Origin of the sequence: Rhizobium bangladeshense, assembly GCF_017357245.1 — a bacterium.
Taxonomy (GTDB): domain Bacteria; phylum Pseudomonadota; class Alphaproteobacteria; order Rhizobiales; family Rhizobiaceae; genus Rhizobium; species Rhizobium bangladeshense.
In genome coordinates this window covers 985973-1012841 of the sequence record NZ_CP071612.1, presented here as the reverse complement: position 1 = coordinate 1012841, position 26869 = coordinate 985973, and the positions used below count along the sequence as shown (strand labels likewise).

General features: G+C 62.5%; 30 protein-coding genes. 13 read left to right on the top strand and 17 right to left on the bottom strand.

Translation table 11 applies throughout. From position 1 onward, the window contains the following. Nucleotides 1-43: 43 nt before the first annotated feature. The gene (locus tag J2J98_RS04850; RefSeq protein ID WP_207602479.1) at nucleotides 44-220 is read right to left on the bottom strand and encodes a hypothetical protein; all 177 of its coding nucleotides are present in this window, start codon (nucleotides 218-220) and stop codon (nucleotides 44-46) included. Here J2J98_RS04850 and thrC point away from each other — a divergent pair. The 7 genes from thrC (at nucleotide 213) to J2J98_RS04815 (ending at nucleotide 8188) form a co-directional block, all read left to right on the top strand. After that, a complete protein-coding gene (gene thrC, locus J2J98_RS04845; RefSeq protein ID WP_207602478.1) occupies nucleotides 213-1637 on the top strand; it encodes a threonine synthase in 1425 nt (474 codons plus the stop codon). The two genes, J2J98_RS04850 and thrC, sit on opposite strands and share 8 nt — an antisense overlap. Nucleotides 1638-1640: 3 nt before the next feature. Beyond that, the gene (locus tag J2J98_RS04840; RefSeq protein ID WP_064710928.1) at nucleotides 1641-2936 is read left to right on the top strand and encodes a M16 family metallopeptidase; all 1296 of its coding nucleotides are present in this window, start codon (nucleotides 1641-1643) and stop codon (nucleotides 2934-2936) included. A gap of 28 nt (nucleotides 2937-2964) precedes the next feature. Beyond that, nucleotides 2965-3579 carry a GNAT family N-acetyltransferase gene (locus J2J98_RS04835; RefSeq protein ID WP_064706383.1) on the top strand — a complete coding sequence of 205 codons (615 nt, stop codon included), beginning with the start codon at nucleotides 2965-2967 and terminating at the stop codon, nucleotides 3577-3579. Further along, nucleotides 3576-6488, top strand: a complete 2913-nt coding sequence (locus J2J98_RS04830; protein ID WP_138393758.1) for a sensor domain-containing phosphodiesterase — start codon at nucleotides 3576-3578, stop codon at nucleotides 6486-6488. Before J2J98_RS04835 ends, J2J98_RS04830 begins: the two co-directional genes overlap by 4 nt. A gap of 108 nt (nucleotides 6489-6596) precedes the next feature. After that, the gene (locus J2J98_RS04825) at nucleotides 6597-7016 is read left to right on the top strand and encodes a hypothetical protein (RefSeq protein WP_064710926.1); all 420 of its coding nucleotides are present in this window, start codon (nucleotides 6597-6599) and stop codon (nucleotides 7014-7016) included. Nucleotides 7017-7109: 93 nt separating this feature from the next. Continuing rightward, on the top strand, nucleotides 7110-7418 hold the full coding sequence (locus tag J2J98_RS04820; protein WP_064706380.1) for a Dabb family protein: 309 nt from the start codon (nucleotides 7110-7112) through the stop codon (nucleotides 7416-7418). 77 nt (nucleotides 7419-7495) lie between these two features. Further along, nucleotides 7496-8188 (top strand): substrate-binding domain-containing protein, encoded by a 693-nt coding sequence (locus tag J2J98_RS04815; RefSeq protein ID WP_207602477.1) that lies wholly within the window; start codon nucleotides 7496-7498, stop codon nucleotides 8186-8188. Between the two features lie 33 nt (nucleotides 8189-8221). Here the strand turns inward: J2J98_RS04815 and J2J98_RS04810 are convergent, their stop codons facing one another. The 5 genes from J2J98_RS04810 to J2J98_RS04790 form a co-directional block, all read right to left on the bottom strand. After that, entirely contained in the window at nucleotides 8222-9124 is a 903-nt protein-coding gene (locus tag J2J98_RS04810) for a metal ABC transporter solute-binding protein, Zn/Mn family (protein WP_207602476.1), read from the bottom strand. A gap of 16 nt (nucleotides 9125-9140) precedes the next feature. Continuing rightward, entirely contained in the window at nucleotides 9141-10013 is an 873-nt protein-coding gene (locus J2J98_RS04805) for a metal ABC transporter permease (RefSeq protein ID WP_207602475.1), read from the bottom strand. After that, nucleotides 10010-10759, bottom strand: coding sequence for a metal ABC transporter ATP-binding protein (locus J2J98_RS04800; protein ID WP_207602474.1), 750 nt, complete (start codon nucleotides 10757-10759; stop codon nucleotides 10010-10012). The genes J2J98_RS04805 and J2J98_RS04800 overlap by 4 nt, the downstream gene beginning before the upstream one ends. A 523-nt stretch (nucleotides 10760-11282) precedes the next feature. Further along, nucleotides 11283-11768, bottom strand: coding sequence for a peroxiredoxin (locus J2J98_RS04795; protein ID WP_138393766.1), 486 nt, complete (start codon nucleotides 11766-11768; stop codon nucleotides 11283-11285). Nucleotides 11769-11849: 81 nt separating this feature from the next. Continuing rightward, on the bottom strand, nucleotides 11850-12689 hold the full coding sequence (locus tag J2J98_RS04790) for a protein-disulfide reductase DsbD domain-containing protein (RefSeq protein WP_207602473.1): 840 nt from the start codon (nucleotides 12687-12689) through the stop codon (nucleotides 11850-11852). Between the two features lie 140 nt (nucleotides 12690-12829). On the opposite strand from J2J98_RS04790, the gene J2J98_RS04785 reads away from it, so the two are divergent. The 3 genes from J2J98_RS04785 to J2J98_RS04775 all read left to right on the top strand — a co-directional run bounded on the left by J2J98_RS04785 (nucleotide 12830) and on the right by J2J98_RS04775 (nucleotide 14929). Beyond that, complete coding sequence (locus J2J98_RS04785; protein WP_064706374.1) at nucleotides 12830-13435, top strand: YqgE/AlgH family protein; 606 nt, start codon at nucleotides 12830-12832, stop codon at nucleotides 13433-13435. Nucleotides 13436-13587: 152 nt separating this feature from the next. Continuing rightward, nucleotides 13588-13779: a CsbD family protein gene (locus J2J98_RS04780; protein WP_064706373.1), complete on the top strand. Its 192-nt coding sequence runs from the start codon at nucleotides 13588-13590 to the stop codon at nucleotides 13777-13779. A gap of 88 nt (nucleotides 13780-13867) precedes the next feature. After that, nucleotides 13868-14929: a zinc-binding metallopeptidase family protein gene (locus J2J98_RS04775; protein WP_207602472.1), complete on the top strand. Its 1062-nt coding sequence runs from the start codon at nucleotides 13868-13870 to the stop codon at nucleotides 14927-14929. A 277-nt stretch (nucleotides 14930-15206) separates the two neighbouring features. Here the strand turns inward: J2J98_RS04775 and rnhA are convergent, their stop codons facing one another. The 5 genes from rnhA to J2J98_RS04750 form a co-directional block, all read right to left on the bottom strand. After that, entirely contained in the window at nucleotides 15207-15662 is a 456-nt protein-coding gene (rnhA, locus tag J2J98_RS04770) for a ribonuclease HI (protein ID WP_138393769.1), read from the bottom strand. Continuing rightward, complete coding sequence (locus J2J98_RS04765) at nucleotides 15659-16624, bottom strand: homoserine kinase (protein WP_207602471.1); 966 nt, start codon at nucleotides 16622-16624, stop codon at nucleotides 15659-15661. The genes rnhA and J2J98_RS04765 overlap by 4 nt, the downstream gene beginning before the upstream one ends. 54 nt (nucleotides 16625-16678) lie before the next feature. Continuing rightward, the gene (gene ispH / locus J2J98_RS04760; protein WP_064706367.1) at nucleotides 16679-17680 is read right to left on the bottom strand and encodes a 4-hydroxy-3-methylbut-2-enyl diphosphate reductase; all 1002 of its coding nucleotides are present in this window, start codon (nucleotides 17678-17680) and stop codon (nucleotides 16679-16681) included. Between the two features lie 63 nt (nucleotides 17681-17743). Further along, on the bottom strand, nucleotides 17744-18499 hold the full coding sequence (locus tag J2J98_RS04755) for an SURF1 family protein (protein ID WP_207602470.1): 756 nt from the start codon (nucleotides 18497-18499) through the stop codon (nucleotides 17744-17746). After that, on the bottom strand, nucleotides 18492-18872 hold the full coding sequence (locus J2J98_RS04750; protein WP_207602469.1) for a DUF983 domain-containing protein: 381 nt from the start codon (nucleotides 18870-18872) through the stop codon (nucleotides 18492-18494). The genes J2J98_RS04755 and J2J98_RS04750 overlap by 8 nt, the downstream gene beginning before the upstream one ends. A 136-nt stretch (nucleotides 18873-19008) precedes the next feature. Between J2J98_RS04750 and J2J98_RS04745 the strand changes: the two genes are divergently transcribed. Further along, the gene (locus tag J2J98_RS04745) at nucleotides 19009-19650 is read left to right on the top strand and encodes a chloramphenicol phosphotransferase CPT family protein (RefSeq protein ID WP_207602468.1); all 642 of its coding nucleotides are present in this window, start codon (nucleotides 19009-19011) and stop codon (nucleotides 19648-19650) included. Beyond that, the gene (locus J2J98_RS04740; RefSeq protein ID WP_138393774.1) at nucleotides 19650-20108 is read left to right on the top strand and encodes a GNAT family N-acetyltransferase; all 459 of its coding nucleotides are present in this window, start codon (nucleotides 19650-19652) and stop codon (nucleotides 20106-20108) included. Before J2J98_RS04745 ends, J2J98_RS04740 begins: the two co-directional genes overlap by 1 nt. A 406-nt stretch (nucleotides 20109-20514) precedes the next feature. On the opposite strand, the gene J2J98_RS04735 is transcribed toward J2J98_RS04740, so the two are convergent. The 6 genes from J2J98_RS04735 to coxB all read right to left on the bottom strand — a co-directional run bounded on the left by J2J98_RS04735 (nucleotide 20515) and on the right by coxB (nucleotide 25813). Continuing rightward, on the bottom strand, nucleotides 20515-21393 hold the full coding sequence (locus tag J2J98_RS04735) for a cytochrome c oxidase subunit 3 (protein ID WP_064706363.1): 879 nt from the start codon (nucleotides 21391-21393) through the stop codon (nucleotides 20515-20517). A 60-nt stretch (nucleotides 21394-21453) separates the two neighbouring features. Beyond that, on the bottom strand, nucleotides 21454-22059 hold the full coding sequence (locus tag J2J98_RS04730; RefSeq protein ID WP_138393775.1) for a cytochrome c oxidase assembly protein: 606 nt from the start codon (nucleotides 22057-22059) through the stop codon (nucleotides 21454-21456). Beyond that, a complete protein-coding gene (locus J2J98_RS04725; protein ID WP_092752087.1) occupies nucleotides 22056-22196 on the bottom strand; it encodes a hypothetical protein in 141 nt (46 codons plus the stop codon). Before J2J98_RS04725 ends, J2J98_RS04730 begins: the two co-directional genes overlap by 4 nt. Next, entirely contained in the window at nucleotides 22196-23146 is a 951-nt protein-coding gene (locus J2J98_RS04720; protein WP_064707018.1) for a heme o synthase, read from the bottom strand. The genes J2J98_RS04725 and J2J98_RS04720 overlap by 1 nt, the downstream gene beginning before the upstream one ends. A 67-nt stretch (nucleotides 23147-23213) precedes the next feature. After that, nucleotides 23214-24911: a cytochrome c oxidase subunit I gene (gene ctaD, locus J2J98_RS04715; RefSeq protein ID WP_064706361.1), complete on the bottom strand. Its 1698-nt coding sequence runs from the start codon at nucleotides 24909-24911 to the stop codon at nucleotides 23214-23216. Between the two features lie 17 nt (nucleotides 24912-24928). Then, nucleotides 24929-25813: a cytochrome c oxidase subunit II gene (gene coxB / locus J2J98_RS04710; RefSeq protein WP_064706360.1), complete on the bottom strand. Its 885-nt coding sequence runs from the start codon at nucleotides 25811-25813 to the stop codon at nucleotides 24929-24931. Nucleotides 25814-26129: 316 nt separating this feature from the next. Here coxB and J2J98_RS04705 point away from each other — a divergent pair, with 316 nt between their 5' ends. After that, entirely contained in the window at nucleotides 26130-26792 is a 663-nt protein-coding gene (locus tag J2J98_RS04705; RefSeq protein WP_138393776.1) for an invasion associated locus B family protein, read from the top strand. Nucleotides 26793-26869 lie beyond the last annotated feature (77 nt).

Below are 26869 nucleotides of genomic sequence, written 5' to 3'. Positions count from 1 at the left end.
TCTTTTGCGTGAGGCCTTTCACGACGGTTTGCGATGGTCTATATCAGCGGCTCAAACAAAAATCGATTGGGTACGCGCCGTTTTGATGCACTTTTCGCCGCCGGATGCGGGCAACTTCAACAAGATAACGGCGATCGTATGTCAGCAGCCCCCGCGCCTTCTCGGTTTCCGGCAAAGAAAGCGGCCGGATTTCTTTCAGCGATAGATCAAGGATGACCAACGTGGACTATATCTCGACCCGCGGCGAGGCCCCTTCCCTCGGCTTTTGCGACGCCCTGCTGACGGGCCTGGCGCGCGACGGCGGGCTCTACGTTCCCCGTGAATGGCCGAGCCTTTCCAAGAAGGAAATCCGTGCGCTGCGTGGCAAAAGCTATCAGGATGTCGCCTTCACCATCCTGTCGCCCTTCACCAACGGAGAGATCCCCGCGGCGACCTTCCGGGCGATGATCGACGAGGCCTACGGCACCTTCCGCCATCCGGCGATCGCGCCGCTCGTGCAGACGGGGCCGAACAGCTTCGTCATGGAACTCTTCCACGGCACCACCCTCGCCTTCAAGGACGTGGCGATGCAGCTGCTCGCCCGGCTGATGGATTATGCGCTGGAAAAGCGCGGCGAGAGGGCGACGATCGTCGGCGCCACCTCGGGCGATACCGGCGGGGCGGCGATCGACGCCTTTGCCGGCCGCGAGCGCACCGATATCTTCATCCTCTTCCCGCATGGCAAGGTCTCGCCGGTGCAGCAACGGCAGATGACGACATCGACCTCGTCAAATGTCTATGCGCTTGCCGTCGAGGGCAATTTCGACGACTGCCAGAACCTTGTAAAGGCGATGTTCAACGACGCGGCGTTCCGCGACAAGGTGAATTTGTCGGGCGTCAATTCGATCAACTGGGCGCGCATCATGGCCCAGATCGTCTATTATTTCACGGCGGCGGTGGCGCTGGGCGCACCCGACCGGAAGATCTCGTTCACGGTGCCCACGGGCAATTTCGGCGACATCTTCGCCGGCTACTGCGCCAAGCGCATGGGCCTGCCGATTGACCGGCTTGTCATCGCCACCAATGAGAACGACATCCTGGCGCGGACGCTGAAGACCGGCCGCTATGACATGAAGGCCGTCAAGGCGACGACCTCGCCGTCTATGGACATCCAGATCTCGTCGAATTTCGAGCGGCTGCTGTTCGAAGCCTATGGGCGCGACGCCTCCAAGGTGCGCGCGGCGATGGAGAGCCTCAAGCAATCCAACGGCTTCGAGATCGCTCCCGAGGCTTTGAAGGCGATCCGCCGCGACTTCCGCGCCGGGCGCGCGAGCGAAAGGCAGGTGGCCGAGACGATCCGCCAAATCCATGCCGAGACCGGTTATCTCCTCGATCCGCATTCGGCGATCGGCGTCTTCGTCGCGGCCAGGAAAGAGAAGCCGAATACGCCGATGGTGACGCTTGCGACCGCGCATCCGGCGAAATTCCCCGCCGCCGTAAAATCCGCCTGCGGTATTGACCCGGCGCTTCCGACGTGGCTTGCTGGTCTGATGCAAAGGGAGGAGCGTTTCCAGATTATCAACCCGGAGCTGAAAGCCGTTGAGACCTTTATCGGCGATCACGCCCGCAGCGAGAAGACGGCAGGCGCAGAAAGATAGCCAATGACAGTTGAGTGCACCCGGCTGAAATCCGGGCTGACAGTAGTCACAGAAACCATGCCGCACCTGGAAAGCGTCGCGCTCGGAGTCTGGATCAAATCGGGATCGCGCAACGAGACGGAAGACGAGCACGGTATCGCCCACCTGCTCGAACACATGGCCTTCAAGGGCACGGCGCGCCGCTCGGCCCGCCAGATCGCCGAGGAAATCGAGGATGTGGGCGGCGAGGTCAATGCCGCCACCTCGACCGAGACGACCTCCTATTATGCCCGCGTGCTCAAGGACCATGTGCCGCTCGCCGTCGACATCCTCGCCGACATCCTGACGGAATCGGCCTTCGAGGAGGATGAGCTGGAGCGCGAGAAGCAGGTGATCCTGCAGGAGATCAACGCGGCCAACGACACGCCCGACGACGTGGTGTTCGACCGCTTCTCCGAAGCCGCCTATCGCGACCAGACGCTCGGACGGCCGATCCTCGGCACACCGGAGACTGTCGTCTCCTTCACGCCGCAGCAGATCCGCACCTATCTCGGCCGCAACTACACGACCGACCGCATGTTCGTGGTGGCGACCGGCGCGGTCGATCATCAGGAATTCCTGCGCATGGTCGAGGATCGTTTCGCCAGCCTGCCGACCGCGCCATCCGCCCCGCCGGTCATGGAAGCGGCGCGTTACATCGGCGGCAGCGTGCGCGAATCGCGCGACCTGATGGATGCGCAGATCCTGCTCGGCTTCGAGGGCAAGCCCTACCACGCCCGCGATTTCTATTGCTCGCAGATCCTCGCCAATATCCTCGGCGGCGGCATGTCGTCACGGCTGTTCCAGGAAGTGCGCGAATTCCGCGGCCTCTGTTATTCCGTCTATGCCTTCCACTGGGGCTTTTCCGACACCGGCATCTTCGGCATCCATGCCGCGACCGGCGGCGAGAACCTGCCGGAGCTGGTGCCCGTCATCATCGACGAGCTGCATAAATCCGCCAATGCCATCCACCAGAAGGAAATCGAACGCGCCCGCGCCCAGATCCGCGCCCAGCTGCTGATGGGCCAGGAGAGCCCGGCTGCCCGCGCCGGCCAGATAGCCAGGCAGATGATGCTCTACGGCCGGCCGATCTCCAATCCGGAGATGATGGAGCGTCTGGAAGGCATCACCATCGAGCGGCTGACCGATCTCGCAGGCCGGCTGTTCTACGACACGGTGCCGACGCTTTCGGCGATCGGCCCGCTCGAGCAGCTCGCGCCGATGGAAGACATCGTTGCCTCGCTTTCGGTCCCGGCGCCGAAGACGATGCAGGCCAGCTGAGCCGACGTCCGTCTGCCGGGAGTGATCGATGCCAAAATCGGTGTTTCGGTTCCTGTCGCGGCAGCCGGATGCGGTAGAGCTGGAGAATGACAGGTACCTCTTGCGCCTGCCGCGCTATCAGGATTTCAGCCAGTGGCACCGGCTGCGCGCCGAAAGCCGCAAATTCCTGGAACCCTGGGAGCCGACCTGGCGGCGCGACGAGCTGACGGAAGGCGCCTATCGCGCCCGCGTTATCCGCGGCAAACAGGAATATGCCTCCGGTCAGGCGATCCCGCTGTTCATCTTCCTCAAGGAAAACCGAACTCTCGTCGGCGGCATCACCATCGGCTACATCAGGAGGGGTGCGGCACAAAGCTGCATGATCGGCTACTGGATGGGCGAACGCCATGCCGGCCAGGGCCATATGTACGCCGCGCTTCAGTTGGTTATTCCTTACATCTTCTCCGGGCTTGAGTTGCACCGTATTGAAGCAGCCTGTATTCCAGATAACACGCGCAGCATGCGTCTGCTTGAAAAGGCCGGGTTTCAGCGGGAAGGCTATCTGCGCGGATACTTGAAGATCAACGGTCAGTGGCACGACCACGTGATGTTCTCACGGCTCGCCACCGATACGGATAAAGGCAGGAAAACCGACAGCCGATGACCAGAAACAGCATGCTGCCCACGTCACCGTCCGGACGAGTGATCGCGGTGATCGCAGCCCTTTTCCTGGCGGTCTTCGCCCTTTCGGCGGGCGTTACCAAGGCGGCCGAACCGGTGAAGATTTCCCGTGACGATACCGCGCTCGACCTGACGGCGACAACGGAGATCTATGCCAATCAGGGCGAGGCCTTCCAGGTGTCGACGGCGGCCGGCGCCGACGGCATCCGCCGGCGCATCGAGGTCAGGGCGAGTTCGGAAAACCATCAGGGCGACTGGGCGGTCTTTGCGCTCGCCAACGTCTCGGAGGAACAGCTGGAGCGCGTTATCGTCGCGCCGCATTTCCGTCTGGTCAATTCCAAGCTCTTCTGGCCGGATCTCGGCTCCCAGCGCATCATCGCCATCACCCCTAGCGAAGGCTTTGCGCTCGACCGGCAGCCGAGCGACGAAGCCGACGTCTTCCGCATTACGCTGAACCCGGGCGCCGTCATCACCTTCGTCGCCGAATTGTCGACGCCGGAACTGCCGCAGATCTATCTTTGGGAACCGAACGCCTACAAGGATACGATCAACGCCTTCACGCTCTATCGCGGCATCGTGCTCGGCATTGCCGGCCTTCTCGCCGTGTTCCTGACCATCCTCTTCGTCGTCAAAGGCACCTCCATGCTGCCGGCGACGGCGGCGCTCGCTTGGGCGGTGCTCGGCTATATCTGCGTCGATTTCGGCTTTCTCGGCAAGCTCATCAGCGTCGCCTCGGCCGACCAGCGAATATGGCGGGCCTGCGCTGAAGTTGCGCTCGCCTCGAGTTTCGTCATCTTCCTCTTCACCTATCTGAACCTCAACCGCTGGCACGCGCATCTCGGCTACGCCACGCTCGCCTGGGTGCTCGGCCTTGCCCTGCTCTTCGGCGTGGCGATCTACGATCCGTCTATCGCCGCCGGCATCGCCAGGCTCTCCTTCGCACTGACGGCGGCGACCGGCCTGCTTTTGATCATCTATCTCGGCTTCAACCGCTACGACCGCGCGATCCTGCTGGTGCCGGCCTGGGCCCTGACGCTCGTCTGGCTGTTCGGGGCGTGGCTGACCGTTACAGGCCGGCTCGACAACGACATCATCCAGCCGGCGCTCGGCGGCGGCCTCGTGCTGATCGTGCTCTTGATCGGCTTCACCGTCATGCAGCACGCCTTTGCCGGCGGCGCCTTCCAGCAGGGGCTGTTTTCCGATCTCGAGCGGCAATCGCTGGCACTGACCGGCTCCGGCGACATGGTGTGGGACTGGGACGTGGCGCGCGATCGCGTCGTCACCATCCCTGACGTCTCGGTCAAGCTCGGCCTCTCCCCCGGCACGATGCACGGGGCTGCACGCAACTGGCTGCCGCGGCTCCATCCTGACGACCGCGACCGCTTCCGCGCTACCCTCGACGTGCTGCTCGAGCACCGGCGCGGCCGGCTGAACCATGAATTCCGCATCAGGGCCGAGGACGGGCATTTCCACTGGCTGCTGATCCGGGCCCGGCCAGTGCTCGGCTCCAACGGCGAGATCATCCGCTGCGTCGGCACGATCGTCGACGTCACCGAGCAGAAGAATTCGGTCGAGCGGCTGCTGCATGACGCATTGCACGACAATCTGACCGGACTTCCGAACCGGCAGGTCTTCCTCGACCGGCTGCAGGCCGTGCTGGCGTTGGCGCCGGGCGGCGAGACGCTGCGCCCGACGGTGATGGTGATCGACATCGACCGCTATAAGCTGGTCAACGATTCACTCGGTGTTGCCGCCGGCGACAACATTCTGATTGCGCTGACGCGGCGCCTGCGCCGCCTGATGAAGCCGCAGGACACGCTGGCGCGTCTTGCCGGCGACCAGTTCGGCCTCATCCTGGTGTCCGAGCACAATCCGGCCAAGGTCGCCGATTTCGCCGATGCGGTCAGCAAGGCGATCATGGTGCCGATCAACTTCTCCAATCGCGAGATCATCCTGACGGCCTCGATCGGGCTTGCCTCCTGGGTGGACCAGCAGGAAAGCGCCAGCGGCCTGCTCAGTGATGCGGAGCTCGCCATGTACCGGGCGAAACGGGCCGGCGGCAACCGCGTCGAGCCGTTCCAGCCGGCCTTCCGCGACTTCGGCACCGACCGGCTGCAGCTCGAAACGGACCTGCGCCGCGCCATCGAGCGCAAGGAATTGTCGATGGTCTACCAGCCGATCGCCCGACTGGAGGATGTGGAGGTCGCCGGCTTCGAAGCGCTGATGCGCTGGGAACATCCGAAGCGCGGCAACATCCCGCCGTCGGAATTCATTCCGCTTGCCGAGGCGTCCGACATCATCGGCGCGCTCGGAATGTTCGCGCTCGAACAGGCGACCAACGACCTGATGAGCTGGCAGAACCAGACCGGCGAACTGCCGATCTTCGTGTCGATCAACCTGTCGAGCGTGCAACTGCTCAACAACGAGCTTTATGACGACGTGCGTTCGGTTCTCGCCAAGACCCATTGCACGCCCTCGCGGCTCAAGCTGGAACTGACGGAATCCATGGTGATGGAAAACCCGGAACAGGCCCGTCTCGTGCTGCAGAAGCTGAAGGAGGCCGGCATCGGCCTGGCGCTCGACGATTTTGGCACCGGCTATTCCTCGCTTGCCTACCTCACCCGCTTCCCCTTCGACACGATCAAACTCGACAAGGCGCTGGTGCGCGACAGCAGCGACAAGAAGGCGACCGTGCTCCGATCGGTGATATCGATGGCGCGCGAGCTGGAGATGAAGGTGGTGGCAGAGGGCATCGAATCCAACGAGGACGCGATCGAGCTTGCCAAAATGGGCTGCAGCTACGGGCAGAGCTATCTCTTCGGCCCGCCGATGCCCTCGGAATCGGTACTGCGGCTGCTTCGCGACCGGTTTCCACTCACGAAACGGGCGTGAGCGGTCCAGGGGAGCCCGACCGCTTGCCGGGCGCTCCGCTCACCATGAATGGTCGTTGACCAACGAAGGGCGCTATGCGCCTCTGTGTCATCACATAAGGAAAATTTGATGCTCAAGCTTCTGCTCGCTGTTTCGATCGGCGCCCTTTTCGTCTCGCCGCTCGAGGCCGGCGAAACTAAACCCGTCACCAAAGCCTGCCAGCCTGGAGCGAAGCATTGCGAGCGATGGACCGCCGAATTCGCGGCGGCGCTGCAGCAGGCGCTGAAAGGCAATCACGCCGCTCAACAGACCGTGGCCTTCTGCCTGTCTTCCGGATGCCGTGACGCGGTTGTCATTGACAAGGTCGCCGCCTGCAGCTGGCACCTCGTCATCGCCAATTCCGGCGCTGCCACCGTGCTCGATTCATCCAACCTCCGCCACACCTGCCGGCCGATGACGCCGGCACAGAAAGACGAAGCCCGTGCGAATGCCCGGGAACTCGTCCGCAAGATCTATAACCGCGACCCGGCCGCGACCGACCAGATGTAAGTCTGTCCTCATCCGGCCTGCGCAAAAATAAATCCCGTTGCCGTCCCGGCTTTCGCCGCTATGCTGCCGACACAGAAAATCGGGAGGACCATAATGATCCTGCACTGCGTGTTCCTGCGGCTGAAGACGGCGCTGACGATGGACGACAAGCAATCACTGTTTGACGCGATCGTCGCGCTGAAACAAGTCATCCCCGGCATATTGGATATCAAATACGGGCCGAATGTTTCGCCCGAAGGGCTGCATGCCGGCTTCGTCGATGGTTTTGCCGTGACCTTTGAAAGCGCCGAAGCGCGCGATGCCTATCTCGTCCATCCCGCCCATGTGGCCGTCGGCGAGCGTATCGTCTCCTCGACGGATGGCGGTCTTGCCGGCATCCTGGTCTTCGACCTCAATCTGTGAGGGCGGCCGGCAGTTGCGGAACGCAGCTGGGATCCGTATCGTAGGGACGGTCGTTTCGACCGATTTCAGGTTGGGCCATGCATCAGCAGATCCGGCTTTTTGGCGCTATCGCGGTCCGGCCCGCCGTCATTGCTCTCATTCCCCAGTTCGAAAGCGCCACGGGACTGACGGTTACGGTCAAGTGGGAAGTCAATCCGACAGTCAAGAAACAGATTGAGGCCGGGGAAGCTTTTGACCTCGTCATCATCAATCCGTCCATGGTTCAGGACCTGACTGCCACGGGAAAGGTCAAGGCGGCAAGCCAGGTCGCCTTTGGCCGAGTAGGGATGGGTGTGGCGGCAAAGGCGGGCAGCCGGCCACTCGACATGGGATCGGTTGACGCCTTCGTGCACGCATTGAAGAGTGCCGAGACGATCGCTTACGCCAGTGACGGCACCAGCGGCGGCTACTTCTCCGGTTTGCTGGATCGTCTGGGAATAGCCGAAGAAGTGCGGCCCAAGCTCGTGGCCGTACCGGGAGGGCAGACAGCGTCGGCGGTGGGCCGTGGGGAGGCCGAGCTGGCAGTTGTTCCCGTGACGTCAATTCTCGCGGCCGCTCCCGAAGTCGTGCTCGCCGGCAGGTTTCCTGCAGAACTGCAAAGTTATATTGATTTCGCCATCGGCGTCAGCGCCAATCCGCGTGACCCAGAAGCCGCCAGGCAGCTATCGGAGTTTCTGACTTCGGCCTCGGTTGACCATATCCTGGCGGCAAAGGGTGTCGAGCGCCGATAACGTAGCGGCGCACGACCCCCGACGCCTCGATCCTCAGCTCGATTTCGCCATGGCGGCGGCGAGTTGGTCGACATTGTAGCGGAACATCTTCTCATAGGTCGGCGCCGGGCCCTTGGCATCGGAAAGCGATTCGACATAGAGCTCGCCGCCGGGCGCGGCGCCAGTGGCCTTGGCCACCTGCTTGACAAGGCGCGGATCGTTGGAATTCTCAAAGAAATAGGCCTTTACGCGCTCGCTCTTGATCTGGTCGATCAGCTTGGCGACGTCGGCGGCAGAAGCTTCGCTTTCGGTGGAAAGGCCGAGCGGCGCGAGGAAGCTGACATCATATTCACGGCCGAAATAGCCGAAGGCATCGTGGCTGGTCAGCACCTTGCGGCGGTCGTCGGGGATCTTGTCGAATTTCGAATGGGCATAGGCGTTCAGACCGTCGAGCGTTTTCGTGTATCTCTCGGCATTGGCCTTGAAGGCGGCGGCATCGGCGGGATCGGCCGCCGACAGCGCCTTTTCTATATTGGCCACCCAGACCTTGACGTTGACGGGGCTGTTCCAGACATGCGGGTCAGTGATCTCGGCGCCGTCCTCTTCCATGGTGCGGGTGGCGATGCCCTCGGAGACAGTGACCGGCTTGCCCTTGTAGCCCGAGGCGGTGATCAGCCGGTCCATCCAGCCTTCCAGCCCTTCGCCGCTGACGAAGGTGACTTGCGCCGCTTTCAAATTCCTGGCGTCGGCCGGCGACGGCTCGAACTCGTGGGGATCGCCATTCGGGCCGACAAGGCTCGTCACCTTCACATGGTCGCCGCCAACCTCTCTGACGACATCGGCAAGCACGGTGAAGGACGCCACAACCTTCAGCGTTTCGGCCGAGGCGGGTGCGGCCGACAGAGCCGTCAGTGCGGACAGTGCGGCGACGGAGAGAAGCAGTCTGCGCGATATCATCGAAGTCTCCTTGAGGTCAGCCCTTCAGATGCGGGCGGGGAAAGAGGCGCCGGGCGATGCCGGAGGGTGCGAAAAGGATCGAGAAGGCGTAGATGAGGGCCGCCGTCATGATGATCGTCGGGCCGGAGGCGAGTTCGAGATGGTAGGAGGCGATCAGGCCGAGATAGCCGGAGGCGCCGGCGCTGGCGGTCGCGATCAGCATCATGACGGGCAGGCTGCGCGACCAGAGCTGGGCGACGGCGGCCGGCAGCATCATCAGGCCAACCGCCATCAGAGTGCCGAGCGCCTGGAAGCTGGCGACGAGGTTCAGCACAACGAGCAGCAGGAAGAGAACATGATAGATCGGCCCACGCCCGCCGACGGCGCGCAGGAAACCCGGATCGAAGCACTCGGCCACCAGCGGCCGGTAGATGGCGGCGAGGACGACGAGCGTCAGCGAGGTGATCGCGCCGATCTGGTAAAGGGCGGGGGCATCGATCGCCAGGATGGTGCCGAAGAGCACATGCAGCAGATCGATATTCGAGCCGCGCAGCGAGACGATCAGGACGCCGAGCGCCAGCGACGCGAGATAGAAGCTGGCAAAGCTCGCATCCTCCCGCAGCACGGTCATACGGCTGACCGCACCGGAAAGCAGCGCCACCGACAGGCCGGCGACAAGGCCGCCGAGGCCCATCGCCGTCAGCGACAGCGAGCCGGCGACGAGATAACCGATCGCCGCGCCGGGCAGCACGGCATGGCTCATGGCGTCGCCCATCAGGCTCATGCGCCTCAGCATCAGGAAAACGCCGATTGGCCCGGAACCGAGCCCGAGGCAGAGGCAGGCGACAAGGGCGCGGCGCATGAAACCGAAATCGTCAAAGGGCGCGAGGAAGAGATCGTAGGCCGTCATGCCGCCGGCGCCTCTTGCGGGGCGCAGGTCGCCGCATCCTCATCCCAGCGCTCGGCCATAGCGCGGGCCTTCATCAGATTGGCGGAGGACATGATGTCGGCGGTCGTCCCCCATCCGACAAGCTCGCGGGCTAGCAGCAAGGTCTGAGGGAAATGCGCCCGGACAAGCTCGAAATCATGCAGCACGGCGATGACGGTGCGGCCTTCGCCATGCCAGCGGGCGACGATATCGACGAGATCCCTGGTCGTGCGGGCATCGATTGCCGTGAATGGTTCGTCGAGCAGGATGACGCCGGCATCCTGCAGCAACAGCCGGGCGAAGAGCACGCGCTGGAATTGGCCGGCCGAGAGAGATCCGACATGGCGCCTGGCAAAACCGTCGAGGCCGACGGCGGCAAGCGCCTCGCCTGCTCTCTTCACGTCGGCGGGCGCGACACGGCCGAAGGCTCCCCTCGCCTTCCAGACGCCGAGCATGACCGTGTCGATGACCGAGATCGGAAAGCGCCGATCGATCTCGGCCGCCTGCGGGAGATAACCGAATTCCGCCCGGCCGAGCCGGTGTTCGACCCTGCCCTCGGCCGGACGAAGCTCACCCATGATCGCCTTCAACAGCGTCGACTTGCCGGCCCCGTTCGGCCCGGCAATCGCCGTCAGGCTGCCGGGTGCAAAAGCGCCGGTAACGTGATGAACGGCCGGATGCCTGTTATAGGCGATGGTGAGATCATCGAGACGGATCAACGGCGTCATGGCAGCAGAACCGCCCAGTGAATGGCGAGCCAGAGGACGGCAATAATCAGTGTGATGCCGACTACCCTCAATAAGGCCGATTGTCCCATGAGGCTGATGGGAAGGCGGTCGGGGTTTCGCGGCATAGCTGATCCTACGATGTAATAACATTACTGTTATGTTATAACGATTGCGGCAGGATTGAGGCGCGGATTGTCCTCCCAATGGAGTAGAGAAGACGAGCCGGTCGCAGACGTCAGATCACAGTGAGCAGGAGGTGCTTACCACTCCATCGGCACTTGCTTCAGCAGCCCAACCTCTCCTCCGTCCTGCCCGGGCTTGACCACGGCGGCGCAGCGAATGCTACGTTGGACGTTCCTAAGACAGCACCAATCTCCTCGTTGCTGTGACGAGACAGGAATGAGGGTGGGGAGGTGGCGGCTCTACAGCAGCGGCCGGCGCACGTCTTCTTCGGCCAAACGTCCCGCCCAGCAACAAAAAGGGCGACCGTATGGCCGCCCCTTCATCTCTCCGGAATAGTGCTTCAAAGCAGTTCCAACATCGCCGCCGCACCGGAAACCGTCGCCTGGCCGGGGCTTTCCTCGATGTTGAGGGCTTTCACGACGCCGTCTTCGACCAGCATCGAATAGCGCTTGGAGCGCAGGCCGAGGCCGCCGGCGGAGAGGTCGGCTTCCAGGCCGACGGCCTTGGTGAAGCCGGCATCCCAATCAGCGAGGAAGTGGATCTTGCCGAGGCCGCCTGAGGATTGCGCCCAGGCGCCCATCACATGCCAGTCGTTGACGGCGAGCACGGCGATGTCGTCGATGCCCTTGCCGAGGATGGTGTCCCGGTTTTCGAGATAACCCGGCAGGTGGTTCAGCGAGCAGGTGGGCGTAAAGGCGCCCGGCACGGCAAAGAGCACGACGCGCTTGCCGGCGAAAAGCTGCTCGGTGGTGATTTCGACCGGGCCGTCCGCGGTCTTTTCCTTGAAGGTGGCGGCCGGAAGCTTGTCGCCGATCGCGATGGTCATGGTTTTCTCCTCCGGTTCTATTGCGGGGTTCGGGCTGGACGGCAGGCGCCGTCGGGGAATGAGGGTGACTATAAGTGCCGGTCAATCAAAGGCAAGCGCGGTCTCCATTGCCCTGCCGCCATCGATGACAAGCACGCGCCAGCGCTCGCCCGAAATGTCGTAATCCTTTGGTAGTTTGCCGATCATCACGTCGGTCCTGAAGGTGGCGCCCTCGCGTTTGCCGCCGCTCTGCTTGGTGAAGGCATAGCCGCTCGGACCGGTGACGATGATATCGGGCGCGCCCTTGCCGTCGGCCGGCAGAGCGAGCGTCAGCGACAGCGTCTTCCGATCGGGCGAGATCGCATGCGCCGTCACCTTGAAATCATCCGACGGCGGCTTCGGCAGCGTCGCATCGGCCGCCGCAAGGATCGCCTCTTCTTCCGGGCGCGACTGCATGGCGCGGCCGAGCTTCAGGCTCAAATTCGCCTGGAAGGGAATGCAGATATCCTTGCAGATGCCGATGAAGACTGTCGCATCGATCGTGACCTCGCCTTTGCCGGCCGCCGTCAGCGACAGCGGCAGCGTCACCGGCGCGTCATAGGCGATATCCTCGATCCCACCTTTGAAAAAATGCTTCGGCAGGGGATAGGCGATGGCATCGAGCCTTACGCCGCCGGCCGGCGCGATGGTGACCTGAGGCGGAATGCCGCTGTTGCCGGGCTCGCGCCAGTAGGTGATCCAGCCGGGTGTCGGTTCGATCTGCAGGCCGGCGCGGATTTTGCCACTGGCATCGGGCGCCAGCGCCACGAGGCGCATGCGGCCTCCCTCGGCCTCGGCCCAGGCGCTCATTTCCGCCTTGGCGGAAAAAAAGGGGGCAAGGCTCGCGGTCAGGGAAATGGCCGCCATCAAAAGCCGTCGCGAGGCCAATGAAATAGTCATCATGGAACAAAGGTTTACCGAAAGTGCTCTCCGGCCGCCAGAAGCGGCGGCCATTTAATCTTCATTTTCGGTTGATTGATTTGTGACATTGGCCCATCTTTCTCTTGTCGGGGCCTTTGTGCGGTCTGGCAGCAGGAGGAATGATGTCCTTATCGACGCTGAAGAACAGACGGGAACGTGGCTTCTTCGATGGCCAGTTCCTCATCGCCATGCCGGGAATGGAAGACCGCAATTTCGCGCGCACGGTGATTTACATCTGCGCGCACTCGGATGCCGGGGCCATGGGCTTCGTCATCAACCGGCCGCAGAGCCTCACTTTCACCGACGTGCTGCTGCATCTCGACATGATCAAGCAGGAAGAACCGATCGTTCTGCCGCAGCGGGCGCGCGACTTCCCGATCCAGACCGGCGGCCCGGTTGAAAGCGGCCGCGGCTTCGTGCTGCATTCGGACGATTATGCCAGCGACTCCTCGATCCCGGTCAGCGACGACATCTGCCTGACGGCGACGCTCGACATCGTGCGCGCCATTTCCAAGGGCGCCGGGCCGAAACGCGCGACGATGCTGCTCGGCTATTCCTCCTGGGCGGCCGGCCAGCTCGAAAACGAGGTCGCCAACAATGGCTGGCTCACCTGCCCTGCCAATGAGGAACTGATCTTCGACCGTAACCTCGAGGACAAATACGAGCGGGCGCTCGCCGGTATGGGCATCAACGCCGCCATGCTTTCGGCCGAAGCCGGCCACGCCTGAGGGTCGCTGCTCGCCTGACGGTCGCCGCTCCCTGACGGTCGCTGCTCCATGACAGTCGCTGCTCCATGACAGTCGCGGGAACGATTAGGCGCGAGTGACGTTCCCTTCCCGCGCGGACGAGAGGTCCGACGCCGAGCACGGAGACATCACAGATGGGTAGCACCAGCGACAAGATTTCAGGCAAGGCAAACGAAATTGCCGGCAAGACCAAGCGGGCGGTCGGCCGGGCCACCGACGACCCCGACATGCAGGCCAAGGGCGACGTCCAGGAAGCCAAGGGCAAGGGACAGGTCGCAGCAGGCAAGGTCAAGGACAAGCTCAAGGGCGCCGTCGACAGGCTCTGAACCACAAGCTCGGCCCTCATCAACATGCCCGCTGCGCCCGCGCGGCGGGCATTTTCAATCCCGCTCCTGCTTTGCAGAGATTAAAACGATGAAGCTATTTGCCTGCGACAATTGCGACCAGGTCGTCCACTTCGATAACCGCCACTGCGTGCGCTGCAACCACCGTCTCGGCTTCCTGCCCGGCGACCTTGCCATGCACGCGCTGGAGCCCTGCGAAGAGGCGGTCTGGCAGCTCGTTTCCGACGCCGACCGCAAGGTCCGTTTCTGCGCCAACGCAGGCCTCGACATCTGCAACTGGCTGGTGGAGGGCGACGGCGAATTCTGCGCCGCCTGCCGCCATAACCGGCTGGTGCCGAACACCGATACTCAGGACGGCATCGACCGCTGGCGGCGCATCGGCCAGGCGCAGCGTCATCTCTTCTATTCGCTGCTGCGCTGGAAGCTGCCGCATCCCGATCGCGGCGAGGATCCGCAAGGCGGCCTCGTCTTCGATTTCCTCGAAGATTCCCTGCAGGGCAACGGCAATGTCGTGCCTGCCATGACCGGCCACGAGGAAGGCCTGATCACCATCCGCGCTGCCGAAGCCGACGACGCCACCCGCGAACAGGCGCGCAGCTCGATGAACGAGCCCTATCGCACGCTGCTCGGGCATTTCCGCCACGAGGCCGGCCATTTCATCTGGAACAAGCTGGTGCGTGACCAGAACGGCCTCGACGATTTCCGCGCCGTCTTCGGCGACGAGCGGCAGGATTATCTGGCGGCCCTCCAGAAACACTATGCGGCCGGCCCGCCCCTGGGATGGCATGATAATTTCATCAGCGCCTATGCGTCATCGCACCCCTGGGAGGATTTCGCCGAATGCTTCGCGCATTACCTCCATATCGTCGATACGCTGGAGACAGCCCGCGCCTTCGGCATAGCCATCGATCCGCGCGGCCATGAGGAAATATCCGGCGAGGTCGATTTTCTTCCCTACAGGGCCAAGAGCGCCGAGCAACTCGTCAGTGCCTGGGTGCCGCTCAGTCTCGCGATCAACGCCATCCAGCGCAGCATGGGCCAGCCCGACGCCTATCCCTTCGTGCTCTCTTCGCCCGTCGTCGCCAAGCTCGAATATCTGCATCGGCTGATCCAGGGCGCGGCGGCGCCATAGCAGTGAGATGCAAAGCCTCTCCGATCCACTCCGTGCTCGTCATCGGATGAGTCCGCCTCCGCCCATTGTCGGCTTTCGGGGACGAATTGGCTGCGACGACCCCACGTATTCCGTCATCCTCGGCCTTGAGCCGAGGATCCATGCCCCTGCTGGTAGGTGTCGGCGTGGATGCTCGGGTCAAGCCCGAGCATGACGGAGATTAGGTTGGACCGAGGGGCACATTCATGCCGCCAGCGCTTTAATAGAGAGAGGTGCCAACGGCAAAACCTCCCACCCTTCAAAACGAAACCGCCTTGCCCTTCTTGAACGGCTCCATGCCCCTACGCGCGAGTTCATCGGCGCGTTCGTTTTCCGGGTGGCCGGCGTGGCCCTTGACCCAGTGTAGCGTCACCTTGTGGCGGTTGCGGGCTTCCTCCAGCGCCTGCCAGAGCTCGGCATTCTTCACCGGCTTCTTGTCCGATGTCTTCCAGCCGTTTTTCTTCCAGCCGAAAATCCACTTGGAGATGCCGTCCTTGACATAGGCGCTATCGGTATAGAGGTCGACTTCGCAAGGGCTCTTCAGGGCCTGCAGCGCCGAGATCGCCGCCATCAGTTCCATGCGGTTGTTGGTCGTCTCCGCCTCGCCCCCGCAAAGCTCCTTTTCGATCTCGCCGTAACGCAGGACGGCGCCCCAGCCGCCGGGACCGGGATTGCCGGAGCATGCACCGTCGGTGAAGATATCGACATGTTTCATAGGCTCAACCCGTATTCGGCCGGAGAGCTGATCTGGCGATGGAAGCGCAGCTTGCGCAAATATTCGAGCGGGTCCTTCTTGGTGACCATGGCGCCCTCAGGCGTCGTCAGCCAGTCATAGAGCCGCGTCAGGAAGAAGCGAAGCGCCGACCCGCGCGAGAGCACCGGCAGGGCAACGATCTCCTCGCCGCTCAACGGCCTGACACTCTGGTAACCCTCGAGCATCGCCGTGCCCTTGGTGATGTTGTAGGCGCCGTCCTTCTCGAAGCACCAGGCATTCAGGCAGATCGAGACGTCATAGGCGAGCAGGTCGTTGCAGGCGAAATAGAAATCGATCAGGCCGGAGAGCTCATCGCCAAGGAAGAAGACGTTGTCGGGGAAGAGGTCGGCATGGATGACGCCAGAGGGCAGGTTCTTCGGCCAGGCAGCGGCGAGAAAATCGAGCTCGTTGCGGATCTCGCCCTGCAGGCCCGGCTCGACCTCGCCGGCGCGCGCCTCGGATTTCTCCCAGAGCCCCCGCCAGCCGTCGATCGACAGCGCATTCGGACGTTTCAGCTCGAAGCCCTCGCCGGCCACATGCATTTCGGCGAGCGCCCTGCCGACCTCGCGGCAGTGCTTCGCCTCCGGCTTTCTCAGCCACATGCCTTCGAGGAAGGAAATCAACGCGGCCGGGCGGCCGGAGAGCGAGCCGAGCAGCGCGCCGTCGCGCCGCGGCAGCGGCAGCGGGCAGGAGAGGCCTCGGGCCGAGAGATGCTGCATCAGGCCGAGGAAAAAAGGCAGATCGCTCTTTTCCACGCGCTTTTCATAGAGCGTCAGGATCAGCGGGGCCTTGGAGGTATGCAGCAGGAAATTGGAATTTTCTACGCCTTCGGCGATGCCTTTGTAGGAGAGCAGCGTGCCTGCATCATATTCCGTCAGGAACCATTTCAGATCGTCTTCGGCGATATCGGTGTAGACTGCCAAGGGAGGTCTCGTCTCTGTATTATGGATGGTGGATTGCTGGGCCGCGATGGCGGCCTAACCATTGACGAAGGCCATGTCGGCTGCCGTCAGCTCGATACTGCGCAATTCGCGGTTGACCAGGAAGTTTTCAGTTTCCTGCACCGTCTCGGCCAGCTCGACGCGGGCATCGAAGCGGGCGCGGAAAGCTTCGATGATCTCGTTGACGATGACTTCGGGCGCCGAGGCACCGGCGGAAAGGCCGAGCGTCGAAATCGCGCCGATCTCCTCCCAGTCGAGCTCGGCGGCGCGCTGCACGAGAATCGATTTCTTCGCCCCTGCCCTCAGCGCTACTTCGACGAGGCGCTTGGAATTGGACGAATTCGGCGCCCCGACGATGATGAAGAGATCGCAGCCGGGGGCCGCCTGCTTCACCACTTCCTGGCGGTTGGTCGTCGCATAACAGATCGAATCCGCCGCAGGCGCGGTCAGCTTGGGAAAGCGCTCCTGCAGGCGGGCAATGACGCCGGCGGTATCATCGACCGACAGCGTCGTCTGGGTGACATAGCCGAGATTGTCGGGATCGACGGGGGCGTAGGCATCGGCATCCTCGATCGTCTCGATCAGCGAAACCGTGCCTTCCGGCAACTGCCCCATCGTGCCGATCACTTCGGGATGGCCGGCATGGCCGATGAGGACGACGTGACGGCCGAGGCGATTGTGGCGCATCGCCTGCTTGTGGACCTTGGAGACCAGCGGACAAGTGGCGTCGAGATAGAAGAGATTGCGGCTCGCCGCATCCTCCGGCACCGATTTCGGCACGCCATGGGCTGAGAAGACCACCGGCTGGGCGCGATGCTCGGCCGGAATTTCGTCCAGCTCCTCGACGAAGACGGCGCCCTTGGCCTCCAGCCCCTCGACGACATAACGATTGTGGACGATCTCATGGCGCACATAGACGGGCGCGCCGTAGGATTTCAGCGCCAGCACGACGATCTGGATGGCGCGGTCGACGCCGGCGCAGAAACCGCGGGGACCGCAGAGCCTGATCGTCAAGGGAGGTTTCGCCGCAATATTCATGTCTGTTCCGGATTGAGAGGTTTAGGGACCTCTAGCCCAATATGGCAGAGAATTGAAGCGATACTATTGCCGCGGCGGCTTGGCCTCCTTGCGAAACCAGGAGATCGCCACCACGACCACGAGCACGGCGGCAAGCCCGTACCAGGTCAGGGCATATTGCAGATGGTCGTTCGGCAGGTCCACCTGGGTGACGCCGCCGATCGGCAGGCCGGCCGGGTTGGGGGTGGAATCCGCATCGACGAAGAAGGGGATGACGCGCGCCTTATCCAGCCCGACGCTCTCGGCCATCACGTCGAGATCCTTCCAATAGAAGATGTTCCTGGCGACATCGTTATCGGGCACCAGCCGTGAGGGTTTGCCGGCAAGCTTTGCGCGGGCGAGGCCCGTGACCGTCTGCTGATCAGTCAGCTGGCCCTGCATGCGCATTTCCGGCTCCTTGTTCTCGTAGGGAACGAAGCCGCGATTGACGAAGAGGATGCGCCCGTCGGAAAGCTCGAGCGGGGTGTAGACGTAAAAGCCGGTCTGGCCACGCCAGGTGGCGAAGAAGTGCCGCTCCTTGTTGTTGATGTAGCGGCCGATGGCGGTGACCTTGCGGTATTCGATGTCGCCGCCGGAGGCCGCCATCGCCTCGATGTCGGCGAGCGGCACGGGCGCCGCAGCCTGGCGGGCGGCGATATCGGCGAGCAGATCCTCTTTCCAATAGAGACGCTCCACCTGCCAGGTGCCGAGCGAAATCAGGATTGCGAGCGAGATCAGCACCAGGATACCCGTCATCACGGGCAGCCGGCGGCGCGGCGCTGCATGTGAAGTATCAGTCACTCAGGCGTCCTTCACGGGCATTGTGGCGGTACTGCATGGCAATCAGGATGCCCTTGAACCAGCGCAGCGTCAGAAGCGACAGGATGATCGTCAGCGGCCCGAAGATGAGGATATGCACCCAGATCGGCGGCCCGTAATTTACCTGCAGCCATAGCACCATGCCGATGATGATGAAGCCGACGATGAGGATGACGAAGACGGCGGGACCGTCTCCGGAATCGGCAAAGGAATAATCGAGGCCGCAGGAGGCGCAGCGCGGCTTCAGGCCGAGCAGGCCGTCGAACAGCTTGCCATTGCTGCAGCGCGGGCAGCAGCCCTTGATACCGGTTTTCACCGGATCGACGGGGGGAAATTGCGCGCTGTCCTCGCTCATGCTGTTCCTTCCAGCGGCCTCTTTCGACCGCTGCATTCAATGCTGCCTTAACTCTCCCATAAAGTATTCGCATCCCGAATGGAAATGCCGTGCGGCGTCTCCTGAGCGATTCGCGCCAAACAGAAGAAGAAGACTGATGACCAATGACAGCCACGCCGGACAGATCGTCATCCTGAACGGTGCGCCGAGAAGCGGAAAATCCAGCATCGCCCGCGCAATTCAGGACGAATTCGAGGGGCCGTGGATCAAGCTCGGCGTCGACGCCTACAATGCCATGACGCCGAAACGCTATCTGCCCGGCATCGGCCTGAGGCCCGGCGGCGAGCGGCCGGATCTCGAGGAACTCGTGCCGTTCCTCTATGCGGCACTCTATGAATCGATTGCCATTCACGCCGGATTTGGGCTCAATGTGGTCGCCGATCTCGGCCATCACGACAGCTATTCGCAGCCGCTCGGCATTCTTGCTGATTGCGCCCGGCGGCTGGAGGGATTTCCCGTGCTGTTCGTCGGTGTGCGCTGTCCAATCGAGACGATCATGCAGCGGCGGGAGATCAAGCAGGAAGGCCGCGAGACCCTATATCTTCGCGCCACCGACAACGTGCCGGTTCCCGAGCCGGTGCAGCGCTGGCAGGAGGAGGTGCACCGCCCCGGCATCTACGACATGGAAGTCGATACATCGGTGCTGACGGCGCTCGAATGCGCCGAGGCGATCCGCCACCAGCTCGACCTCGGCATATCAGAGCCCTCGGCCTTCGACCGGATCGCTGGAGGACGGTGATGGGCACTGAACTTCTGCAGGTGAAAGAAGTTGAGGATTGGCAAGCCTATCATGCCATCCGGCGGCACGTCTTGTTCGATCTGCGCGGCCTCGATGGCTACGATGACAATCACCCGGATGAGCATGAAACGAGCCATATACCACTCCTGCTGAGGAAAGACGGCGTTGCTCTCGGCACGGTGCGCCTCGATTTGTCGAATGACGCGACCGGTATCGTGCGGCTTGTCGCCATCACGCCGGAGTATCAGAGACAGGGGCTCGGGCGGATTTTGATGTCGGAAGTCGAGAGACTATCGGCCAAGCACGGCCTTGAACGTCTGGAGGTCCACGCCGCGCCAGATGCCGTCCCCTTCTATGAAAAGCTGGGCTGGCTCATGGTCGATGCCGGCCAAAGCAGCCCGCTAATGGCGAAGGACATTCAGTCGTCCGTTGATGGCGCCGGATCGGACGACGATTGACCGTTTCCCTCTATAGGGATTTTGCTTTCGACGCCGGAGGGCGGCCAGCCCCTCATCCGGCTGCCGCCACCTTCTCCCCGTAAGCGGGCCGATGGAATATGCCCCGAACTCTCCGTCCCTCGCCGATCTCTCGCTGGGCATGTCCCCTCGCCCCGCTTTTACGGGGAGAGGGTTAGGGTGGGGGCAAGCGTCCGCATGAACCTGACAGCAGTGGTCTTGAGCCGAGCATCCACGCGGGGTCTTACCCGGCACGAAGAACGTTGAGCTTATGTCGGCACTCGCTTGTATCCGCGACCTCAGCGCTCGCCGCACGAATAGCCGGGTCAAACCCGACAATGACGGTAGCGGACTCCCCAGACAAAAAAGGCGGGCACCGAGCCCGCCTTTTGCATTTATTCCGTCCCGATCAGCCTGCGGCGACCGGAGCGCCCCAGCCGCCCCAGACGTAGATGCAGAAGAACAGGAACAGCCAGACGACGTCGACGAAGTGCCAGTACCAGGCCGCCGCCTCGAAGCCGAAATGCTGCTTCGGGGTGAAGTCGCCGCGCAGGGCGCGCAGCAGGCAGACCAGAAGGAAGATCGTGCCGACGAGGACGTGGAAACCGTGGAAGCCGGTCGCCATGAAGAAGGTCGCACCGTAGATCGAGTTCTTGAAGTCGAACGGAGCGTGGGCATATTCGTAGGCCTGCACGCAGGAGAAGAAAATACCAAGCAGCACCGTCAGCGTCAGGCCCTGGACGAGGCCCTTGCGGTCATTGTGCAGCAGCGCATGGTGCGCCCAGGTGACCGTCGTGCCCGAGAGCAGCAGGATAACAGTGTTGTAGATCGGCAGGTGCCAGGGATCGAGGACCTCGACACCCTTCGGCGGCCAGACGCCGCCGGTATAGGCGAGCCGCGAGGCCTGGATCGCTTCGTTCGGATAGAGGCTGGCGTCGAAATAGGCCCAGAACCAAGCGACGAAGAACATCACTTCGGAAGCGATGAACATGATCATGCCGTAGCGCAGGTGCAGCGAGACGACGCGGGTGTGGGCGCCCTCATGGGCTTCCTTCACCGTATCGGCCCACCAGCCGTACATGACGTAAAGAACCAGCACGAGGCCGATATAAAAAAGCCAGGGATTGGCGAGTTCGGCGCCGGCGATCTTGAAGGAGCCGCCGTTCAGGTAACGCATGTAGCACACGCCGCCGAGCGCCATGATGAAGGCGCCGAGCGAGGCGAGAATCGGCCACGGGCTCGGATCGATGATGTGGTAATCGTGGTTCTTCTGATGCGCATCGGCCATGTGGTTATCCCCGGATGTCTTCCTCACTTCGCCTCCGGCATAGCCGGAAACGAGCCTTGATCAAAGTTTCTTTTCAATCTTTACCGCTCCACCCTCATTCGAAGCGACAGGCTTCGGGCCCTCTTTCGGATAGAACGTGTATGACAGCGTCACCGTGTGGATATCCTTCGATTCCACTGCCTTGACGATGTCAGGGTCGATATAGAACACGACCGGCATTTCCAGCTTCTCGCCCGGCTTCAGGTCCGTGTCGGTGAAGCAGAAACATTGCACCTTGTTGAAATAGGCACCTGCTTCGCCCGGCGTGACATTGAACACCGCCTGGCCGCGCTGGGTCTCGTTCGACCGGTTCTCGGCGACGAAATTGACCTGGATGGTTTCGCCGATCTTCGGGTTGACCTCGCGCTCGACCGGCTTGAAATTCCACTGCAGGCCGGGAGCGACATTGGCGTCGAAGGTCACGCGCATCTTGCGGTCGAGAACGACGCTCGACATCTGCTCGACGCGCTGGGTCGTGCCGTTATAGCCGGTCACCTGGCAGAAGATGCGGTAGAGCGGCACGGCGGCATAGCTCATCGCCCCCATGCCGAAGACGAAGCTCAGGCACATCATGACGACGGCGCCGTTATTGCGGCCCTGCTTCTTCGCGGCGGCCTTTTCGCTCATCCGGCCGTCCCCCCGCCAATCTTCACGATCGTGATCGCATAGAAGAGGACGACGAGGCCGGCCAGCACCAGCCCGAGAGCGATATTGCGGTTGCGGCGCGACTTCATCTGCTTTTCGGTGAGCTTGACGAGATCCATCAGAACGAGCCTCCCAATTGCGAAACCAGCATGGCAGCCAGCCGGTCGATCATCAGGGCGGAGAATACGGCGAACAGATAGAAGATCGAAAAGGCGAAGAGCTTCTTTGCCGGGATCATTTTCAGATCGCCGTCGGGCATGCGCCAGACGGCGATGGAACAGTAGATGAAGACCGCGCCGAGGGCAGCGGCGACCAGGCCGTAACCGGCGCTGGCGAAGCCTGCGAAGGACGGCAGGACCGCGCAGATGGCCGTCAGCACCGCATAGGCGAGTATCTGATGCTTGGTGACCCGCTCGCCGGCGACGTTCGGCAGCATCGGTACGCCGACGGCCTCGTAATCGCGCATCTTGAAGAGGGCGAGCGCCCAGAAATGCGCCGGCGTCCACAGGAAGATGATCAGGAAGAGAATGATGCTTTCGATCGTCACTGAATTCGTGACGCAGGCCCAGCCGATCATCGGCGGAAACGCCCCGGCAGCACCGCCGATGACGATGTTCTGCGGCGTCGAGCGCTTCAGCCACATGGTGTAGATGACGGCGTAGAAGAAGATCGTGAAGGCGAGGATGCCTGCCGACAGCCAGTTGACCGCAAGGCCAAGTATGACAACCGAGAAGCCTGACAGCACCAGGCCGAAAGCGAGCGCTTCCGACGGTGCGACACGGCCAGCCGGAATCGGGCGCTTGGCCGTGCGGCTCATGATCGCGTCGATATCGGCATCGTACCACATGTTGAGCGCACCGGAGGCGCCGGCGCCGACGGCGATGCAGAGGATGGCGATCAGGCCGAGAACGGGATTGATATGGCCCGGCGCCAGCACCAGGCCGGCAAAGGCCGTGAAGACCACGAGCGACATGACCCGTGGCTTCAGCAGTTCGAAGTAATCGCGCGCGCTCGCTTCCGACAATTCGCCGTCCTCTGCAAGCGCCTCGTGATTGTCGATGACCGTCATCATTCCGTCCTGAATGTCTCGATGTCAGGACGCCGTATTCGATGCGGCGTCCCGATATCAGCGCATTTTACTTGATGCGCGGCAGCTGTTCCCACTGGTGATAGGGCGGCGGCGAAGGCAGCTGCCATTCGAGCGTCGTTGCGCCCACGCCCCACGGATTTTCTCCGGCAACGCGCTTCTTGGCGAAAGCTTCGAAGACGCTGAAGAGGAAGACGAGCACGCCGAAGGCCGAGATGTAGGAGCCGATCGACGACACGTAGTTCCAGCCGGCAAAAGCGTCGGGGTAGTCGATGTAGCGGCGCGGCATGCCGGCGAGGCCGAGGAAATGCTGCGGGAAGAACACCAGGTTGACGCCGATGAACATGATCCAGAAGTGCAGCTTGCCGACGAACTCATTGTACATGTAGCCGGTCATCTTCGGGAACCAGTAGTACCAGCCGGCGAAGATCGCAAAGACAGCGCCGAGCGACAGAACGTAGTGGAAGTGAGCCACCACGTAATAGGTGTCATGCAGCGAACGGTCCAGACCTGCATTGGCGAGCTGGACGCCGGTGACGCCGCCGACCGTGAACAGGAAGATGAAGCCGATCGCCCAGAGCATCGGCGTGCGGAACGAGATGGAGCCGCCCCACATCGTCGCGATCCAGGAGAAGATCTTCACGCCCGTCGGAACGGCGATGACCATCGTGGCGAAGACGAAGTAGCGCTGGGCGTCGAGCGACAGGCCGACCGTGTACATGTGGTGGGCCCAGACGACGAAGCCGACGGCGCCGATCGCGACCATGGCGTAGGCCATGCCGAGGTAGCCGAAGATCGGCTTCCTCGAGAAGGTCGAGATGATGTGGCTGATCATGCCGAAGCCCGGCAGGATGAGGATGTAGACCTCGGGGTGACCGAAGAACCAGAACAGATGCTGGTAGAGGATCGGATCGCCGCCGCCTTCCGGAGAGAAGAAGGCCGTGCCGAAATTGCGGTCGGTGAGCATCATGGTGATGCCGCCCGCCAGAACCGGCAGAGACAAAAGGAGGAGGAAGGCGGTGATCAGCACCGACCAGGCGAACAGCGGCATCTTGTGCAGCGTCATGCCGGGAGCGCGCATGTTGAGGATCGTGGTGATGAAGTTGATCGCACCCAGGATCGACGAGGCGCCAGCAATGTGGAGCGCAAAGATCGCCAGGTCGACGGCCGGTCCCGGCATGCCGCTCGTCGACAGCGGCGGATACATCGTCCAACCGCCACCGGCGCCATAGGCGCCTGCGGGACCTTCAACGAACATCGAAAGCAGCAGAAGAGCAAAGGCCGGAACGATCAGCCAGAAGGAGATGTTGTTCAGGCGCGGGAAGGCCATATCGGGCGCGCCGATCATGATCGGCACCATCCAGTTGGCGAAGCCGCCGATCATCGCCGGCATGACCATGAAGAAGATCATGATCAGCGCGTGCGCCGTCGTGAACATGTTGAACATCTGCTTGGCGCCATCGACGGCGGCATCGCCCTCATAGCCGTAGACCATCGAGGCCAAGCCGTGGAAGATCTGGATGCCCGGCTCCTGCAGCTCCATGCGCATGGCCACCGACAGCGCGCCGCCGATGATGCCGGCGATGATCGCGAAGATCAAATAGAGCGTGCCGATGTCCTTGTGATTGGTCGAGAACAGCCAGCGATTAACAAAGCTTGGCTTGTGCCCGTGATCATGATCGTGATCATCATGCGCGTGGTCGTGGTGGGCGTGAGAATGATCGTCGTGAGCGGAAGGTCCAGCCATTGTCCCGATCCCTTTAATTACTGTGCTTTGGCAACGTCGACGGTCTTTGCGGGACCATCGGTTGCGGCCATGAGTGTCTTGTAGGCGCCGGGCAGGTCGCTGGCGGCCGTGGTCAGCCACTGCCTGTACTTGTCCTCGGAGACGACGCGGATGGCGATCGGCATGAACGCGTGGTCCTTGCCGCAGAGCTCGGAACACTGGCCGTAGAACAGGCCTTCGCGGTCGGCCTTGAACCAGGTTTCGTTCAGACGGCCCGGCACGGCGTCGATCTTGACGCCGAAGGACGGCATGGCGAATGCGTGAATGACGTCGGTAGGTGCCGCGGTCACGAGGACGCGAACCGTCTTGTTGACCGGCAGGACCAGCTCGTTGTCGACGGCGAGAAGACGCGGGTAGACCGACTTGTCTTCCTTGCCGGCGGCCGCGCGGTCCTGATCCTTCAGCAGGTAGGAATCGAAGGCGAGCGGTGTTTCGCCCGAGCCCTCATATTCGTAGTTCCACTGCCACTGCGTGGCGGTCGCCTTGACCGTGACGTCAGGATTTTCCGGCAGCGTCAGCTGCGCCGTCAGAAGATTGAAGGAGGGAATGGCGAGAAGGAGCAGCACCAGGACCGGCCCCACGGTCCAGATGACCTCGATCAGCGTGTTGTGGCTCGTCTTCGAAGGCACCGGATTGGCGCTGGCGCGGAACTTGAAGCAGACGACGATGAGCAGGATCAGAACGAAGAGCGTGATCGGAACGATAAACCACAGGGTATATTGTTCGAACCACTGGATTTCCCGCATGATCGGCGTCGCCGCCGGCTGCAGCGTTGCCTGCCACGGCGTCGGCTGGTCGGCATATGTACCGGAAGCAAAAAGCAGACAGACCAGCGCGGTCAGAGCTGCATAAGCCTTCTTCATCACCTTATTATCTCCCTCGAGCGCTTGACCTGCAAAAACGGATGCAGAATCCTTGCCATCTTCAGCGCTTCAAACCACAGTTTGGCATTTGCCGCAACAGGCCAGAGCAATTGTCTGTGCGGCATTTTCGCTTAAAGAGCAGGCAGGCTCGGACGGCAAAACATCCCAAGTTTTTCATCAGCATATGAAAAAACGCCTTTCCGGCCAATCCGGCCGCCGCACAATATGTTGTAAAGGTCCAATTTCTGCCGTAGTCCCCCGGTTTTCACGGGGTGGGGCTTTTCATTTCCGGTGGGCGGCTTCAACAATAGCCGCAATGATTCGATATCCAGAGGTTTCCATGGGTTTCCGTTCCCTCGCGCAGTCGCTCGTCGTGACCGCCAGCATCGCGGCCGCGGCGACGACGCCCCTCTTTGCGCAGCAACCCGCCCCTTCCCCGGCCAACCCCTCCACACCGGCACCGGCGGCCCCTGCCCCCGCCCCGCAGCAACCGAACGCCGCTAGCCCGAATGCCGGACAGGTGACGCCCGGCCAGACGCAGCCACAGGCGCCGGGCACGGTGAAATCCAATCATGGCGCCTGGTCCGTCGTCTGCGACAAGCCGGCCGGTGCGGCGGCCGAACAATGCGCGCTGATGCAGAACGTCATTGCCGAGGACCGGCCGGAAGTCGGACTGTCCGTCGTCGTGCTGAAGACGGCCGACCGCAAGTCGAAGATCCTGCGCGTGCTCGCCCCCCTCGGCGTGCTCTTGCCGAACGGCCTCGGGCTCAATGTCGACGGCAAGGATATCGGCCGCGCCTACTTCGTGCGCTGCTTCGCCGACGGCTGCTATGCCGAGGTCGTGCTCGAGGACGAACTGCTCAAGACCTTCCGCAGCGGCGCCCAGGCAACCTTCATCGTCTTCCAGACCCCGGAAGAAGGCATCGGCATCCCCGTCGACCTCAAGGGTTTCGCCGAAGGCTTTGACGCGCTGCCGTGAGGGCTGGCGGCCTGCCGTAAGCCCGCCCTTTCAGCTGCTGCGGAGTCGAGCCACGGGTCTCGCCCCCTCCTTCGTGT

Coding starts and splice junctions, on each gene's coding strand:
- thrC (WP_207602478.1), top strand. CDS start 213: ATGACCAACGTGGACTATATCTCGACCCGCGGCGAGGCCCCTTCCCTC.
- J2J98_RS04840 (WP_064710928.1), top strand. CDS start 1,641: ATGACAGTTGAGTGCACCCGGCTGAAATCCGGGCTGACAGTAGTCACA.
- J2J98_RS04835 (WP_064706383.1), top strand. CDS start 2,965: ATGCCAAAATCGGTGTTTCGGTTCCTGTCGCGGCAGCCGGATGCGGTA.
- J2J98_RS04830 (WP_138393758.1), top strand. CDS start 3,576: ATGACCAGAAACAGCATGCTGCCCACGTCACCGTCCGGACGAGTGATC.
- J2J98_RS04825 (WP_064710926.1), top strand. CDS start 6,597: ATGCTCAAGCTTCTGCTCGCTGTTTCGATCGGCGCCCTTTTCGTCTCG.
- J2J98_RS04820 (WP_064706380.1), top strand. CDS start 7,110: ATGATCCTGCACTGCGTGTTCCTGCGGCTGAAGACGGCGCTGACGATG.
- J2J98_RS04815 (WP_207602477.1), top strand. CDS start 7,496: ATGCATCAGCAGATCCGGCTTTTTGGCGCTATCGCGGTCCGGCCCGCC.
- J2J98_RS04810 (WP_207602476.1), bottom strand. CDS start 9,124: ATGATATCGCGCAGACTGCTTCTCTCCGTCGCCGCACTGTCCGCACTG.
- J2J98_RS04805 (WP_207602475.1), bottom strand. CDS start 10,013: ATGACGGCCTACGATCTCTTCCTCGCGCCCTTTGACGATTTCGGTTTC.
- J2J98_RS04800 (WP_207602474.1), bottom strand. CDS start 10,759: ATGACGCCGTTGATCCGTCTCGATGATCTCACCATCGCCTATAACAGG.
- J2J98_RS04795 (WP_138393766.1), bottom strand. CDS start 11,768: ATGACCATCGCGATCGGCGACAAGCTTCCGGCCGCCACCTTCAAGGAA.
- J2J98_RS04790 (WP_207602473.1), bottom strand. CDS start 12,689: ATGATGACTATTTCATTGGCCTCGCGACGGCTTTTGATGGCGGCCATT.
- J2J98_RS04785 (WP_064706374.1), top strand. CDS start 12,830: ATGTCCTTATCGACGCTGAAGAACAGACGGGAACGTGGCTTCTTCGAT.
- J2J98_RS04780 (WP_064706373.1), top strand. CDS start 13,588: ATGGGTAGCACCAGCGACAAGATTTCAGGCAAGGCAAACGAAATTGCC.
- J2J98_RS04775 (WP_207602472.1), top strand. CDS start 13,868: ATGAAGCTATTTGCCTGCGACAATTGCGACCAGGTCGTCCACTTCGAT.
- rnhA (WP_138393769.1), bottom strand. CDS start 15,662: ATGAAACATGTCGATATCTTCACCGACGGTGCATGCTCCGGCAATCCC.
- ispH (WP_064706367.1), bottom strand. CDS start 17,680: ATGAATATTGCGGCGAAACCTCCCTTGACGATCAGGCTCTGCGGTCCC.
- J2J98_RS04750 (WP_207602469.1), bottom strand. CDS start 18,872: ATGAGCGAGGACAGCGCGCAATTTCCCCCCGTCGATCCGGTGAAAACC.
- J2J98_RS04745 (WP_207602468.1), top strand. CDS start 19,009: ATGACCAATGACAGCCACGCCGGACAGATCGTCATCCTGAACGGTGCG.
- J2J98_RS04740 (WP_138393774.1), top strand. CDS start 19,650: ATGGGCACTGAACTTCTGCAGGTGAAAGAAGTTGAGGATTGGCAAGCC.
- J2J98_RS04735 (WP_064706363.1), bottom strand. CDS start 21,393: ATGGCCGATGCGCATCAGAAGAACCACGATTACCACATCATCGATCCG.
- J2J98_RS04730 (WP_138393775.1), bottom strand. CDS start 22,059: ATGAGCGAAAAGGCCGCCGCGAAGAAGCAGGGCCGCAATAACGGCGCC.
- J2J98_RS04725 (WP_092752087.1), bottom strand. CDS start 22,196: ATGGATCTCGTCAAGCTCACCGAAAAGCAGATGAAGTCGCGCCGCAAC.
- J2J98_RS04720 (WP_064707018.1), bottom strand. CDS start 23,146: ATGACGGTCATCGACAATCACGAGGCGCTTGCAGAGGACGGCGAATTG.
- ctaD (WP_064706361.1), bottom strand. CDS start 24,911: ATGGCTGGACCTTCCGCTCACGACGATCATTCTCACGCCCACCACGAC.
- coxB (WP_064706360.1), bottom strand. CDS start 25,813: ATGAAGAAGGCTTATGCAGCTCTGACCGCGCTGGTCTGTCTGCTTTTT.
- J2J98_RS04705 (WP_138393776.1), top strand. CDS start 26,130: ATGATTCGATATCCAGAGGTTTCCATGGGTTTCCGTTCCCTCGCGCAG.